This window comes from Nonomuraea sp. NPDC049421 (assembly GCF_040677005.1).
In the GTDB taxonomy this organism is placed as follows: Bacteria; Actinomycetota; Actinomycetes; order Streptosporangiales; family Streptosporangiaceae; genus Nonomuraea; species Nonomuraea salmonea.
Genome location: NZ_JBFAQA010000052.1, coordinates 1 through 15,498 on the forward strand (window position 1 = coordinate 1; position 15,498 = coordinate 15,498).

4 protein-coding genes are annotated in these 15,498 nt (G+C 64.1%); 2 read left to right on the forward strand and 2 right to left on the reverse strand.

Features of this window, described 5'->3' with window-relative positions; translation table 11 throughout:
• Window positions 1-136: 136 nt before the first annotated feature.
• Complete coding sequence (locus AB0K18_RS48450) at window positions 137-5,401, reverse strand: DEAD/DEAH box helicase (protein ID WP_364929378.1); 5,265 nt, start codon at window positions 5,399-5,401, stop codon at window positions 137-139.
• Between the two features lie 2,499 nt (window positions 5,402-7,900).
• Complete coding sequence (locus tag AB0K18_RS48455; RefSeq protein WP_364929381.1) at window positions 7,901-8,155, reverse strand: transposase; 255 nt, start codon at window positions 8,153-8,155, stop codon at window positions 7,901-7,903.
• A 271-nt stretch (window positions 8,156-8,426) separates the two neighbouring features.
• Here AB0K18_RS48455 and AB0K18_RS48460 point away from each other — a divergent pair, with 271 nt between their 5' ends.
• A complete protein-coding gene (locus AB0K18_RS48460) occupies window positions 8,427-14,579 on the forward strand; it encodes a DNRLRE domain-containing protein (protein WP_364929385.1) in 6,153 nt (2,050 codons plus the stop codon).
• Between the two features lie 65 nt (window positions 14,580-14,644).
• Entirely contained in the window at window positions 14,645-15,238 is a 594-nt protein-coding gene (locus tag AB0K18_RS48465) for a hypothetical protein (RefSeq protein ID WP_364929387.1), read from the forward strand.
• The last annotated feature ends 260 nt before the right edge of the window (window positions 15,239-15,498 follow it).

Genomic DNA, 15,498 nt, shown 5'->3' on the forward strand with positions numbered 1-15,498 from the left:
GTGTGGATCAACCAGCCACCCACCGCCTCCGAGCCCGACACCTCACCACAAAGCACGCAAGTAGCCTGACGTCTCACCAGGTTTGACAGGTTCCGGGTGACCGCGCCGAGACTGGCGAGCGCGGTGAAGGCGCGCACTACTCCTGCGATGTAGCTGTCAGTCGTGCGGGGCTTGCGCACTTCGTCCTCGGTAAGAGCCCGGCGGAGAGGTCCTCACCGATGAGTGCGTCGGCGATGCCAGCCGGGTCCAGGACCCTTCGGCACTCCAACACGGACCGTCCCATCCGTTCCAGGAGCGCTGAGGGCAGGTCGCTCCCCGTCATGAACGCGATGGTATGCAGGCCGCGGCCGGTCAGTAGGGTCAGCCCGACGTTCGCCGGCCGCCCGGCATCGCCGCCTGGTCCGCTGGAGCCGGGTTCACTGTCCTGCGCACCACCGCTTAGCTCGTCGCCGGTGGCGGCAGCTATGTTGAAAGAGAGATTCGCGCTTGCGGCTGTGTCGGGCATGTCAGCTCCGATGGCGGCCTTCCCTGCTGCGTCACGACCTGTCCGGCCGATCTGCTGGTACAGCGCGGCAAGGTCCGTCGGCGCGCTGACGCAGAAGACCGTCCGCACATCGGGACGGTTGACACCCAGCCCGAACGCCGACGTGGCGACGATGACCAGCGGAGCAAACCCCTCCTCGCCCTTGCGTGGCGCTTCCCGGAACTCCGTCATGACCGCCGACTTCTCCGCCTCGGTGAGTCGGCCGTGGAACCTCCGTACTCGCACGCCACCCTCGCCGAGGTAGTCGCGGAGATGCGCGTGGAGCGCGACGACCTCCTTTACCGTGAGGCAGTAGAAGATGGCGTGGTCGGTGATGGCGTCGAGGATCTCCTCCGCCAGGCCAGCGCTGATGGAGGGGCCGGCCGCTTTAATCGTGCGCCGGAAGATCGCCAGTTCGGGCCGGATCGGGTTCTCCCGCACAGTCAGCAACGTCCCTGCGGCGGCCTCGGCGGCTTCGCCAGCTGGCCCTCCTGATGCTTCGGCGGGCAGACCGAAGACACCTTCGCGTAGCCCGGCGTATACGGTGCGGTTCGCCGTCGCAGTCAGTGCGGTCACCGGCAAGCCGTGGTCGCGCCGGAGCTCGGCGAGGAACTGCTCCACCCGGCTCATGGACGGCCGGAAGTCGTCCCACTGCACGAACGTATGTGCCTCGTCGAGCGCAATGCGGGTGACGGTACCGGTTTCAACTGCGGTGCGAACAACCTCCCTGAACCTGCGTTGACACAGTCGTTCAGGCGAGATGTAAACGATGCGAATACCGTGGTCGGCGCGGCCAAGGAGCTGATCTGCAACCTCGGTCTTGCCTGCCCGGCTGCTTGATTCCCGCAGTGGCGCGATAAGCGCCCGGACCGCGCCGCCGATGCTGCGATTGAGCTCGAGCGCCTGATCATGCATGAGCGCGACCAGTGGAGAAACTACGAGCGTCACACCGGGCAGTACCAGTGCAGGCAACTGGAAGCAGAAGCTCTTGCCGAAACCGGTCGGGAGCAGCCCAAGGACATTCGCCCCGCCAGCGACCGCGCGGATGACCGCCTCCTGCGACGGCTTGAGCATGGCCGGCTCGTCGGACAGGCGCAACAGCCCGCCAATCACGGCGGCCCGGGTGATCACCTCGTCGCCGAGGGTGCCGTTAGCGCGATACCGCGCGACCTGGGCGGCGGTGAGCGCCAGCTCCCGGATGCGCCTGGTCTGTGGCAGCATCGTGTGCTCGTCAAGCGCTTCCGGCGTCGACAGCTGTGCGGCGCGTTCGGCGCTGAGCAAGCCGTGCTCGGCGAAAAACTTCCAGATGCGCGCCCACCCTTCAGTCATCGGCACGACGTTGCCGCCGCCGCGCTCGCCGGTGACTGGGTCGTCACGCAGCAGCCCCTGCTCGAGGGAGCCAAGGAACGCCCGCCGGTACGCGCGCCGCAGGGCGGTGTGCCCGGCGAGTTTGCGGTCGCTGATGATGACGACCCCGCGGTGCCGCTCAGACCGGATGAGCCGTCCGACGGCTTGTTTCAGCTGTAGCGCCGCCAGTGGCAGGTAGTAGTGCTCGGTGGCGACAGTCTCCGGGTCGTCGGCGTGCGCGGCCTCGGCCCGCATCGTGATCGCGGCGCGGCGGGCTTCAACGACCGGCGCAGCGAACGGCGCAAACGGCAACTTGTTGATCCATACCAGCCGGAGCCGTTGCTCGTCGGAGACGTCGATGCCCTGCCACAGGCCCTTAGTTCCTACGAGGATCCCGCCGCCGTGCTCGGCGTCGGTGAACTGCCGTACACCGCGAGGATTTCCAAGCACGAGAGCGGACAGCACAGGGGTCTCGTCACTGCCGGCTCGCAACAAGGTGGCCAGGTAGTCCGCGATGCCACCGGCTGTCGAGCGGGCGGTGGTGAGCACCAGTGCGCCCCCATCGTGCCCGCCGCGAGTGCCGGGCAACGCGTCGTCGGGTACATCGACCGGCGTGACGATCTCTCGGGTGTAGCCGGTGAGCTGGTGCGCGACGGTCCGCATTGCGCCTTCGGCCTGCTCAGCCCAAGAGGGGAAGTCAGAGAAGCATACGAGTTCGGTTTGCCGCTCGTAGTCGAACGGTGTCGGCAGATGGAGCGTCGCGATGCTGGTCGGCAGGCCGAGGCGATCGCGGATGAACTGCCACTGTCCTGACACCCGCAGCGTCGCGGACACGTAGTAGGTGCGTGCGAACGTCGCAAGGAATTGCTGCCAGACGCCATCGGCGGCCAGCTCGATCGGGCTGGTCGCCACGCGGAACCGATAGGAGCGCAGACCAGCGCGCAGCGCCTCGAGCTCCTCGGCATACACAACCCGGTTCGAGGTGCCCGGCGGCAGCGGCCCGAGTCGCACCTCCGCGATGCCCGCGTCGTCGTCCGCTCCGTCCCCCGTAGCATCGGTGGCAGCCAGAATGTCGGGCTCGTCCTCACCGTCCGAGTCCTCACTGGCCTCGTCCTCGGCCCTGTCGTTCTCAGTCTCCTCGTCGCTCTCCGCCGTCGCGCCGGCCGCCGCTGGCGGCTGGCCGAGAATGCCGTCGGCATCGGCGACGATCGTCCGGCTGGCCTCCTTGACCTGCGCACATCTAGTCAGTAGGGCCCGAATACGCTCCGTCTCGAAGAAGTCCATGCTTGCAGCATGCGCGTCCAAGTACGCCGCCAGGGCCCCAGTCAGTGCCTCGCACTGCCCAGCCAAGCGCAGCAGCAGTGCGGTCAGCGTGCGGACCTGCCCCACCCCTGCACTGCCGGCATACGTGCTGGCCAACGTGACGGTACGCGATCCGACTGCGACGCCAGCCCCAGTACCGCGAGCGTCGAATACCTGCCCGGCCACGCGCGGCAGCTGCTCATGGTCGAGCAGCAGGCCGAGGTTACCGACGGCTTCCCGCACCGCGTCACGTGCCGGGCTTCGGCGGGCGGTGTCGGTCCAGGTGGCCAGCTCGCTGAACAGGTCCTCGACCGTGCGGTAGTCCACCGTCGTCGTCAGTGCCGAGGTCGCCGCGTCTTCTAGTTGGTGCGCCTCATCGACAATGAGCAGGGTTTCGGGTCCGAGGGTGCGGAGATCGTCGAGGTGGGCGAGCAGAAGCGCGTGGTTGGCTAGCAAGAGCCGGTGTGCCGTGAGTGCTTCTCGGACAACGTCGGTGTGCGCGGCCATAGGCGTGCCCGCCCCAGCCGGATACTCCCCATTACTGGCCTGGCTCAGTGACTCCAGCCAGACCGGCAGCGCCGGGCCAGCGTACCTGGCGAAGAATGCTGGCACGTCGACCGAGTCGACCGAGTACGCCGACCACGAACTGAGTACGTCCGTGGATGCCAGCAACCGCAAGGTCAAGTAGACGACGAGCTCCCGGAACGCCGGTCGCGTCAGGAACCGGTTGCGTGCTCCGGGCCGCGCTGCGCGGGAGGTGTCGAGCGTCGTGGCGTCCGACAGCACCACATTAAGCGCACGCAGCGACAGTCGATTGCTCTGACCTTTGACCACGTCACTGGCTTCGATCAAGCCAGGCACGACCCTGTCGAGTCTTGCCACGTCCGCAGCCAGCTGGGCCTGGAGCTGCTTTGTGAAAGTCGTGACAATTGCCGTCCTCTGCGACCCTCCGGCCAGCCAGTCCAGCGCCGCGGCCAGGATGGCGAAGCTCTTGCCCGTACCGGTGGGCGCCTCCACTAGCGCAGGAACCCCCGCGTCCGCCCAGCCGTGCAGTGCTGTTGTCATTCGTTCCTGCGCAGGCCGACGTCTGGCGGCCGCACCATGTGCAATCGAAGCCAGCAGCACCGGGTCAACTCGTCCATCCGCACCGCGCAGAGACGCATCGACCGTCAGCGCGCTACGCCCCGCCGCGGCGGTCGGGGGTGTGCCCGCCGGTGCCCGACGCGGCCGGTGTGCGCCCAAAAGTGCCCCGAGAACTGCGGCCACATCGGCGACACCGTGCGCGCTGGCATTGCCGAGCAACTGCCCGGGTACGCCGCCACACGCCGCTGCGGCGAGATGTCGCACCAGCGTCCACGCCGCCGAGTCAGCGCACACTGAGGCGACCACGTCGGCGAGGCTGGCGGGCCACACAGCGACCTGTTCGCCGGCCCGCGTCAGCAATCGAACCAGCAGTTCGGCGTCGTCTCCAGCGTCGTGCCAGTCCAGACCGGAACGGTCCACGCCGAGGGCGTCAGCGAGCTCGCCGAGGCGGTGGCCAGTAGCCATCGGCCAGATGGCGAGCGTCAGGTAGTACGCGTCAACCGGAGTCGGCGCCAGCATGGGCAAGCCCTCGCGCTCGTAAGCCGCCGCCAGTAGCGGGAAGTCGGCCTCAGTACCGTTATAGGTGACGACCATGTCGGCGTCTTCGGTGAACGCGTGCAACTCCAAGAGCGCTTTGGCCTGTTTGATGGCCGCAGTTGAGTGTCGTTTACGCAGCGACGTTGAACGTATCTCCCACGTCTCGTCGGGGAGCTCCACGAACCAGTCACGTCGTGGTTCAGCAGCGATCCAGGCGGCGTCGGTGCCCAACCGTACCGCTCCGATTTGGAAGATCCGCCTGTCAATGAACGGCTCGCTGGCCGTCGTCCGGACGACGGCCTCCAGGTCGAGGGCGATTGCCCGCAGAGGCCGACCGGGCGCCTGCCCGGCGTTCGGCGTCGCATCGGGCTCGTCCTCTCCGCTGCCGCGTACCGTCAGCCGACCAGCGGACTCGAACAAAGCTCCGGCCGCGATGGCACGCGCGACCAGGGTGGCAACGCGTCGCGGATGCAGCCCAGTGAACCGCCCCTGAGCAGCCATTGTCAGCTCTGCTAGCGTCACGCCGTTTGGATGCTCGGCGGCAAGGTCGACGAGTCGACGTGCTGCCGCGGGGAGCGCCTTATCTGCTTTTTCGTTCGCTTCCGCCACCCGTGTTGCCCTTCCCACTTATATCTTGTGATTTATGACAAGTTCGACCTTTGCAGCCCGTGGCTACTTGGCTGCGGATCACAGGACGTCACCCTGGTCAAGGGGGCATGGAACGACCGGCGAGGCGAAAGCCTGGAAACAGGATGGTCGGGTCCGTCATAGCTGTGCCGAGGCCGGTGGTAGCGAGCGTGCGGCATATGAGGAGCTTCCGGCACAGCTGGCGACATAAGGTTGCACATTACGCTTCGTGAGGGTAGAGCGCTACACTTCGAATCAGTTAGAACTCTGCTTCGCATGCTCGGTCAGCCCTCGTCGGCAGTCTGGCGTTGTCGGCCATTTCGATGCGATCCGTCGATTCACTAGCAGGACGAGCATCATCGGATCAAAAAGGACTTGGGGGATAGAAGGCGCTAAAAGCCTCGGGCCTTCGGGTTGATTAACGAGATCCTGCCAATCGTGGCCGTTGGCGGAACCGCATGTCGATCTATACGGTTTGAAGAGAAGTGTGGGCGGTTGTGCTCATCAAGTCGGCCCACATGCCTTGTGTACCGGCCCGGCGTCCGTGCACGTTGTCGCGTACCGCGGGCCCGGCATCTCCGTGGCATCGGTCGTTGCCATGGAGATGCGGATGGTGGCGGCGATGGTCCTCCGGCGAGCAGTGGCGTCGAGTGTCTTCCGTACGAGCCTCGAGGAGCCACTGGCCGAAGTCCTCGACCGCCAGGTTGAAGCGTTCCAGCATGCGGTCTCCTGGGGGTGATGTGGAACGTGACAATAATGTGAGACGCACGATGTCATGATCGGGTTGTCGGGTAGAGCGTGTCGATCTCCCCTATTATCAACTGGTCAGCCGCGAGTCAGGCCCCATCACGCATCTATGTGAGACGGTGCGTCGCCCGCTTGGGCAGCATCGCGGTGGTGCTGGTCGGACGGCTATTCGTTACCGGGGGCGACTGGGGCTGGCATGTCCGCCACCTCGCCTCTGAAGGAACGGATCGACGCCGACCGCATCGCACCCGACGGGGCTGAGTAGTGGAAACGGCAGTGGGTATCGACTTTGCCCTGTACTCAAACCGCGTCCTGGGCGAAGCCCTCATCAACGATGGTGACCGGGGAAAGGCGTCCCCGAGTTCGAATCGTCCGGCTCGGGATGGATGCCAGGACCGGACGGCCGGGAGGGAAGGGTTGCGTCCACGGGAGTGGTGTACAAGCCCACCCTACTGGTGGCAGCACCCTGCTGACTGAGCCCTGATCCTCCAGGGGGGAAGGAGTCGGGACGATTGCCGTCCGGTCGGGACGGTCTATGGCAAAGGCGTAGGCCAGGAGGATGCCGATGCCCCTAAGCGACGATGACCGGGTGCGCTTCGGGTTGTACGCACGTATTTGGCGCGATCAGCGGCTGCATTGCCTGCGGGCCAAGGCGGTCGTAGCGGGTTGTCGGTTGCTCGGATGACGCGAGATTATGGGTTGACCTGGGGAAACATCTTCAAGATCATCCCCCGTATGTCCCCTGATCATGGTCGTACGGCTGCGTACGGGCACTACCCGCTGCCTATCGAGGGTGGCAAAACAAAAGACCTGCGGCTACGAAGCCGCAGGTCAGGGGCTATATATGGCGATCTAGGTGAGTGCCCCCGGCAGGATTCGAACCTGCGGCACCCGCTTTAGGAGAGCTCCAGCAACTACGAGTCCACCTTGTTCACGGTTGTGGAGATATGTGGGCGCGTGCCGACGCTCATCGGACGGTTTGGAGGTGGGCCTCCTAGGGTGGCAGCTCGATGGCGTTTAAGCAGGTCAGGGCCATACCGGTAGCAGGAAATCACAAGGTGCTCCCGTTATTCGAATGTGGGTGTCTTCGCCATGATTTTCGAGATCAGACCATGACTCGTAGGCCTCAGATCTGTGAACGCAGTTAGCCCTAGGGTGAAGGGCGCATCCACTGCCGCGGTCGCCTCGCGCGCCGCGTCGGCACCACCGGGGTGTTGCCCCGTCTGGTGAAAGCCGGAAGCTTCGCAATCAGGAGCAGCCTCAGCTCCTTGCACTCAAGTTCTTTCTTCAGCACCAACGGCTGTCCGCCGGGATCTGCCGACGGGGACGAAGCCGGTCGGTCCGGCCCAGGAGGCGCATCAGCCGAGTTACCCGACGCCGGCCACACCCGTCACTGTCCCGCCGCAGTTGCGCGTGCACCTGCGGATCCCCCGCGACGGCCTCGTGAGCGCGCGTGTACCTCGGCGATCTGCCCCAGCTGGCTCGGCATCGCGTATCGCACGCGGCTCAGGGGTGGCGTTGCAGCGGTCGTAGAGGGCGGCACGAGAGGCTCCCAACGGCTCACACGCGCGCTTGACGCTGTGGCCGCCCTGCTTCTCCGCCTCGATGTACGGGTGCACGCTCACCGGGTCTCCTTGGCGAAGAAAGCCGTTGCCCGCTTGAGACCGTCGACGTCCCCGCGCAGGCGCCGGTTCTCCCGCCGCAGCGCCTCCAACTCCTCCCACTCGCGGCTGGTCAGCCCGTCACGCTGCCCGGCCCATCGACCTCGGCCTGGCGCACCCATTGGCGCACCGCCGTCTCAGTCAGGTCGAAGTCCTGTGCCACCTCACGGATCGACCGGTCGCCCCGCCGGCACAGCTCGACGATCTCGGCCTTGAACTCCGGCGTGAACGAGCGGCGAGGACGCGGCTTCTTCTTCTCATGCTCTCCATCATGGACAGCCTGCCGGGGACGAACCCCTGATCTCGGATGTCCGTCGAACCGGGTCAAGCTCATCAGCTCGCGCGATCGTTCGAGGTTGCGCTGGCGTAGCAGAATGTCAGCAGCTCATCATCGCGGCTCAGTCAGGTAGTCCGCTGTGCTGTTTTGCCTGCTTGAGGTGACCCGGCAGGCGCACAGCCGTTTCGTCGCGGTCTGCTGGTTCCACAAATTCAGGTGTTTAACGGTATCCACCTTTCCCGTTACTGAAAAGGATCTTTACTTGAGGTCGCAACGCATGTGATGATCACTCCGTTTTGCCGCATCCGTTCGAAAGGATCGAGTGAACACATCACAAACCGCGTCTGGCTTATCCAGCCGGACGCGCCGCCGCGCTGCCCTGATCGCGGCTCTGACGCTGCCACTCTCGCTGATGAGTACGCCAGCCACCGCGCAGGGCCCCATGCCATCCCCCACTCCCCAGGCGGCGGCACCGCCGAGCAGCCCCACCCGCAAGGCGCTGGAGCAGGCCAAGGAGGGCAATCGGCGTGTCGAGATCGAGTCGATGCGCTCGGAAAGTGCCACCTTCTACGCCAACCCGGACGGCAAGACGATCCGGATGGAGTCCAGTGCCCAGCCGATCCGGAAGAGGAACGCCGACGGCAAGGGTTTCACGCCGATCGACACCACCCTCGTCAAGGTGGACGGCGCCATCAAGCCCAAGGCCACGCTGGGCGACCTCGTTCTGTCCGCGGGCCGGGATAAGACCCTGCTCAAGAGCCAGGTGACCGGCGCCGAGGCTGCGGCGGACGACGCCACGGCGAAGATAAGCACGCCCTCGGCACTGCCTGAGCCGCAGCTGAAGGGCAACACCGCCACCTACCCCGGCGCCTATGGCAAGGGCCGCGACCTCTCGGTGACCGCGACCGCTACCGGTTTCCGGCAGCAGGTCGTCATCACCGAACGGCCCAATGGCCCAGTTACCTTCACAATGCCGGTGGCCCTGCCCGCCGGGCTTTCCTTCAAGAAGAACGCGCAGGGCCGGCCCATCATCGTGGGCAAGGACGGCAAGACGCTGACGGAACTGCGGCCGACACTCCTGCAAGACGCCACGGCCGCCGACGCCTACGCCCCCATCGACGAAGGCAAGGTCGGCAAAGCCGGGATCAGTCTCGATGACGACGGTAAGTCGCTGGTGTTCGCGCCAGATGCCGCGTTCCTGGCCGACCCCGCGGTCACCTATCCCGTGACCATGGCGGCAGTGGCAGCCGATTGGTGGGAGACCCACACCGGCGCAGGTGGTCTGCCGAAGCAGGGCTCAGACACCTTCGTCAACGACGCCGACTACCCGGACAGCTGGGACAACTTCACCCTGGATCGGATCCTGGTCGGCAAGTCCAACAGCGGCAACGTCCGCTGGCGCAGCTACATCAAGTTCCCCGACATGCCCGACGAGTTCCGCGGTCTCGAGGTGCAGAACGCCGACCTGATCCTTTGGAACCACCTGTCCAACGACTGCGGGACCCAGGTAGGCTCCGGGATCACCACCCGGCGAGTCACGTCGCCCTGGGACGAAGCGACCATGACGTGGAACAGTCAGCCTTCGACCACCCCAACGGGCCAGATCACCGAGGGAGACGCCTACAGCCCCAACTGCACCAGCGGAGCCGCGAACTGGGCAGGCAAGGAATGGGACCTGATCTACTCGATCGACGAAATCGTCCAGGCATGGTCGGACGGTGCCGCTAACTACGGCGTCCGGCTCACCGCCGACAGCGAGTCGGACATCACCAACTGGCGACGCTATCGGACCGACGAGGCAGGCGGCTGCAGGAGCACCCCGCTGGAGGAGTGCAAGGGGCGGCTCCACCCGCCCATCCTCACCGTGGACTTCGAAGTCGTTGAGGAAACTGAGCCGGTGACGATCGTCTCTTCGAGCTTGAAGGACTATCAACGACCACTCACGTACGAGGAAGCCCTTGCTCTGCAGGACTACCAAGTTCCGGCCGTAGAGCAAGAACCCATCACCCAGGAGCAGGTAGAGGTCATCGGGGACCAGCCTAACGAGGGCTATGAGGTGGACAGTGAGAAGCTCCCGGACGTCTCCGCCATCGATATCCCTGGCGGAGAAGGGGAGGAGGACAACACGGTTCCCTCGGTGGTGGGAACACAGCCGCCTGCGTCTGCCGTCGACGTGTCCCTCAGCTCAGAGGTGAAGGCGACCTTTTCCGAGGAGATGGGCCAGGCTCCTCTCATCGTGAAGGACCCGAGCGGCAGCCTCGTCGAAGGTAACGTCGAACTCGATGAAGGCCGGACTACCGTCACGTTTGTTTCTGCGCAGGGTTTGAAGGAGAACACCTTCTACACCGCAGAGATCACGGGTGCGCTGGACTTGTGGGACAACCGCCTGCCCTCCTACTCCTGGTCGTTCACGACGCAGAAGAAGCCGTTGGCGCATTGGACGTTCGACGAGGGCACGGGCACGTCGGCGTCGGACTCCACAGGCGGCGGTCACGACGCCGCTCTGACCGGCAGCGCCTCATGGATCTCCGGCAGATCAGGCCACGCGGTGTCGAACGTCACCGGGGCTTCGGCCCGCAGCCAGGCGACTCTGCTGGCAAGGCGTATGGGTAAAGAGGTCGAGGTTGCTTCTGAGACGACTAGGACCAGAGTCACCTTCGCGCAGCCGGACGGTACATATCGGACGGAGATCGCCGCTGGCCCTGTGAGGACCTTGCAGAGGGGAACGTGGGTTCCGATCGACCCCACCCTGGTGGAGCAGGACGGGGTTCTGAAGCCCAAGGCGATCGACTCGAAGGTCGAGGTCGAGGTCTCCAAGGGAGGCGGCACCGCGTTCGTAAAAATGAGTACTGGCGGCCGACAGTACGTGCTTAGCTGGCCCACCGCGCTGCCGAGGCCGACCGTCAAGGCAAACGTGGCAACCTACACCAACGCAGCAGGGCCAGGCGCTGACCTCGTCGTCACCGTGCTGCCGACCGGCTTCCGCCATGACGTTCTGCTGCGCACGCGGCCGAGCACACCCATCGAGCTACGCGTCGGCGTGGCCACCGAAGACGCTATCTTGTCGCAGGACAAGCAGGGGCGTTTGCTGCTAACCAGCAAGACAAAAAAGGAGATCATCGCGTCTGCGCCGCGCCCAATTATGTGGGACAGCAGCGCCAAGGGCCTCCGCCCACTGGCCAAGAGCGCCAAGGTAGGCATCGACGTTGCCATCAAGGATGGCCGTACAGAGCTCGTGCTCAAGCCCGACCACCGGTTCCTGACCGACCCCAGCACCACCTATCCAGTGCGAGTGGATCCCACGGTCACGCTGCCGCTCAGCACTGACATCGAGGTGAACACCGACAGCGACGTGGACTGGCCGGCTGATCCGACTTATCCGAACATGATGGCCGGCACCCAGACAGGCGGTTTCAAGTATCGGGTACACCTGAAGTTCGATACCGCGAGCCTGCCAGGCTCGACGGTGACCGACGCCAAGTTGTCGATGAACACCCTCACCGCCCCAAGCTGCGGTGCCACAGTCGGCGCGGGAATTCAGGTCGCTCGCCTGACCAGCACGTGGAATCCGGACAACGTGTACTGGGCCAATAAGCCCAGCTTCACCACCGAGGGCGCCTCCACCAACCGCGAGGGCATCAACCAGGACTGCGCCACCTGGCCGGACGCGATGGAGTGGAACGTCACTGGCATTGCCCAGGACTGGGCCGCCGGAGTCGCCAACTATGGCCTGGTGCTGAAGTCACCCGACGAGGCCAACGTCAACAACTACCGTGCGTTCACCTCGTCGGAGGACACCGACTTCAACATCCCGCCGAAGCTCACCATCACCACCAGCGGGTCGGCCTCGGCGCCGACTGTCAGCGGGCCGACCATAACGCCTGCCGCGACTATCGATGACATCACAGTGACCAGCTCGCTCACTCCACAGCTCGCTGTGACCGTCGCCGACAGTGTTCCGGGCGATTTGACCGCCCAATTCGAGGTCGAACACGACCCTGCCGCCCCAAGTCAGGGCAGCGGCCAGATATGGACTGGCTCCTCGGGCACGGTCGCATCGGGCGCTCAGGTGAGCGTATCCGTCCCTGCCGGGAAATTGACCGACCACTGGAAGATCCGCTGGCGCGCTCGGGCTGCGAATGCTGCGGCGTCGACAACCTCTGCCTGGTCAGCTTGGCAGAACGTCACTATCGATCTCCCCGACAACACGGAGCCTCCGGCCGTCGGTGCGATGCACGTCACTCCCTCAACTCAAGTCAACGGTGTCACCGTCGCCTTCAGTCGCACGCCAACTCTGCTTGCCCATTTGAGCGACGCCACAGCGGCAACGCTCCGCGCCGAATTCGAGCTTGAGCATGAACCGGCTGCGACAGGACAGGGAAGCGGGCAAATCTGGACGGGCAGCGCCAGCGACGTTGTCTCGGGCACGCAGGCCAGCGTGACCGTCGGCGCCGGGATGCTGTTCGACGGCTGGAGGGTCCGCTGGCGCGTCCGGGCCATCGCCGATGATCGGACGTCCGACTGGTCGGCCTGGCAACCGTTCACCGTCGATGCCGCCGCACCCGGGCAGGAACCCTTGGCCCTGACTGAGAAGCCGGTCATTCGCACAGATCAAAGCTTCTCCGTCGCAGCATGGGTGCGGTGGATGGATAAGGACGGCGATTACAGCATCGTCGAGCAGCAAGGTGATCAGCAGTCGCCGTTCCGGCTGGGCAACACACCGGACCACGGTTTGGTGTTCACGCTCACCAGCGAAGACACCGCTGGTGCTGGCGGCGTCGGTATCCTCTCCGGGGTCGAGCCACTAGTAAACGAATGGTTCCACCTGGCTGGCGTGTACGATGCCGCGGCCAGGACCGCCACCCTGTATCTCAACGGCAATGCGATCAAAACTGAGACGATCACGGTCCCCGCTTGGAACGCGGAAGGGCCGATGAGCCTCGGCACCCGGATGCTTGGGGACCTAGATGACGTGCAGGTGTACCAGCAAGCACTGAACGCCGAGGACCTGGCACGCCTCGGTACACAGGCATCGCCTGCCCGCAGGTCGCCGTCATCCCAGCCCGCTCGAACGGTGACGCCCTCGTCGGCGAAGAGTGCGTTGGCGGATGCGATCTTCGACGTGAAGTACGAGCACATTTCGCTGGAAGACTGCATCGAGGCTCAGCGACAGGCTGGCGCTGGCCCGGGTCAGGAGGTCCTGAGAAGCAGTCTCGTTGTGCGGCCTTACAGCACTTGCTGGAGCAAGTACATCTACATCTCCGAGTTCCACAAGGGGAAGAAGACAGGGAAGCTGTTCGGTTACGGTAGCGCGGTGCAACTTAAGGCAACCTGGGTGGCTCACTCCTACCTTGGCACCGCTGATGGCAGCGGGGTGATCGGGGATACCGGAGGCACCCTCAAGCCCCAGCAAATCAAATACTTCACCCGTCTCAGCGAGATTAAGACGTTCGGTGTGTTGGGAGTGAAATACACAAGTCTCGAAGCACGGATCGAGACCACCGGGTTGTACGACAACGAGAGGTTCCGTCTCGAGTTGAATCCCGTAGGAGAAAACGGCTCAACGTGCCGCCTGTCGAGGGGTGCTGATCGTGAGGCCACCCTCGGTGGGTGGACGCGTGACGGTGACGACGAATTTCTCCTGCAGATGACCGACACCGATGGAGACAAGATCGACACCTGTACGGTGCGCCCCACTCTCCAAGATGTGAACGATAAATGGACTGACGAGCCGGTCTATCTCTATGATCAGATCATCTTCGATGAACAGGGAAGCATTCTCGGACGCCGGATCGGCGGTGGAGAACCGTGGAACACGGTTTATGCCCCGCACTTCCGCTGCGATTGGCTGACTTTCGGCAAGCCGAAAACATCGGCGAGCCTATCGCTGCTGGCCGATGACGATCTGGCAAAGTTCGTCTTCACAGGCGCCTGCATCAACAAGATGGGGGCACGCGTCCTGCCCATGTCGAGATCAAAGAACTGGAACTTCCTGCAGGCAATCAACCACAATGCCGATGCGATGAACCGGAGCGTCAACGCGACGACGAAACCGCCCCTGCGGGACAACGCGGGGAATCCGATTGTGAAGAACATCCCAGGTAACTGGGACGTGAACTGGACGGAGCGCAAAGCAAACGCGCTCATCCGATCCACAGATAGTAAGCTGGCCGATAAGCACCGCAGAGTCTACTGGCAGACGATCGTCGAGCCGGATCCCAACACGGGCCAGCCTGTTACGTACACCAATTTCTGCCAGTACTACTTCGACAAAAACTATGTATCCAAGGGGCAGGAATGCGATGAGTTCCCCTTCGCCTCTACGAAGCAAGGCGCCAGTAATGCAAACGGTCACTATTCGGTAAGGCCGATCGACCATCGGGACAACAACGATCACGGAGACTACATCAAGGCCTTCTATCGAATTTATCGAGTCGGAAACGGGAACCGTTTCTGGATCAGAATAACTAATTAAGCCATCAATGCGCCGCCGGATCTCCACGATCCGGCGGCGCACCCCCGTCCTGATAAAGGATTGCGATGCCATCTATCAGTGATCCACTCGGCTTGCTCAGAGCATACGGGTTCGAAGGATATTTTCGAGGGCTATGGGTTTCGGAGGCTGATGAGCGTGAAATAGCCGTACGACTTCGCGTCGATCCGTCGTCGGAACTGTTGTGTGACCGGCAAACCGCGATGACATGGTTCTCCGACATTTCGGAACACGGAGAGGTCGTCTGGGCGGGTGTACACGCGCCTGGATGGACGCAGATCATCAGCCTCAGCGGGCATGTCTGCGGGCGGGTCAACCTGCAGCGGGCGCTGAGTGAGGGCGGCCGACGCGTGCTGGCTGTCGGATGGACGGATATCGACGGTCCAACGGAGTTGCTCTATGCGGAGAACGGGCAGTTGGTGGATCATGTCACCCCCTACCACCCCGATCCTGCAAGCCTCGGCTACGCGCTGAGCCCGTATTTGCGCGAGGTGCCCTTCTCGGAGTCGGCGGACAGCGAAGTGACGCTGAACTCCTTCTTGAAAGTAGTCGAAAAGGTGACCGGGGGCGCCATCAGCAATGAGTGGTTCGAGACGGTCCATAATCTCTACCGGATACCTAAAGAATCTTGGTTGCGTTGAGTGCAGGACCGGCACGCGACCGATGCCAGCAGACTCCGGCACATCGGGCCCTCCACCCATCTTGAAGCCGGCCTAGGACGCTGCTGTAAAGGGGTTCGTCCTGGTCGAGTCGTTTCCGGGTGACTCTTGCTGAGCGGTGTTCTGCGTGCGCGCGTAGGAGGTGCTCACGGTGGAGATCTGCCGTGGTTTGCGGCCTGTGAGGATCCTGCTGGTTTAGTGGACCTCGCGGTGACGTTCAGGAAGCTGCATGACGTGCCTAG

Bases quoted from the DNA above. Each gene is read 5' to 3' on its own strand.
- AB0K18_RS48465 (WP_364929387.1), top strand. From the start codon at position 14,645: ATGCCATCTATCAGTGATCCACTCGGCTTGCTCAGAGCATACGGGTTC.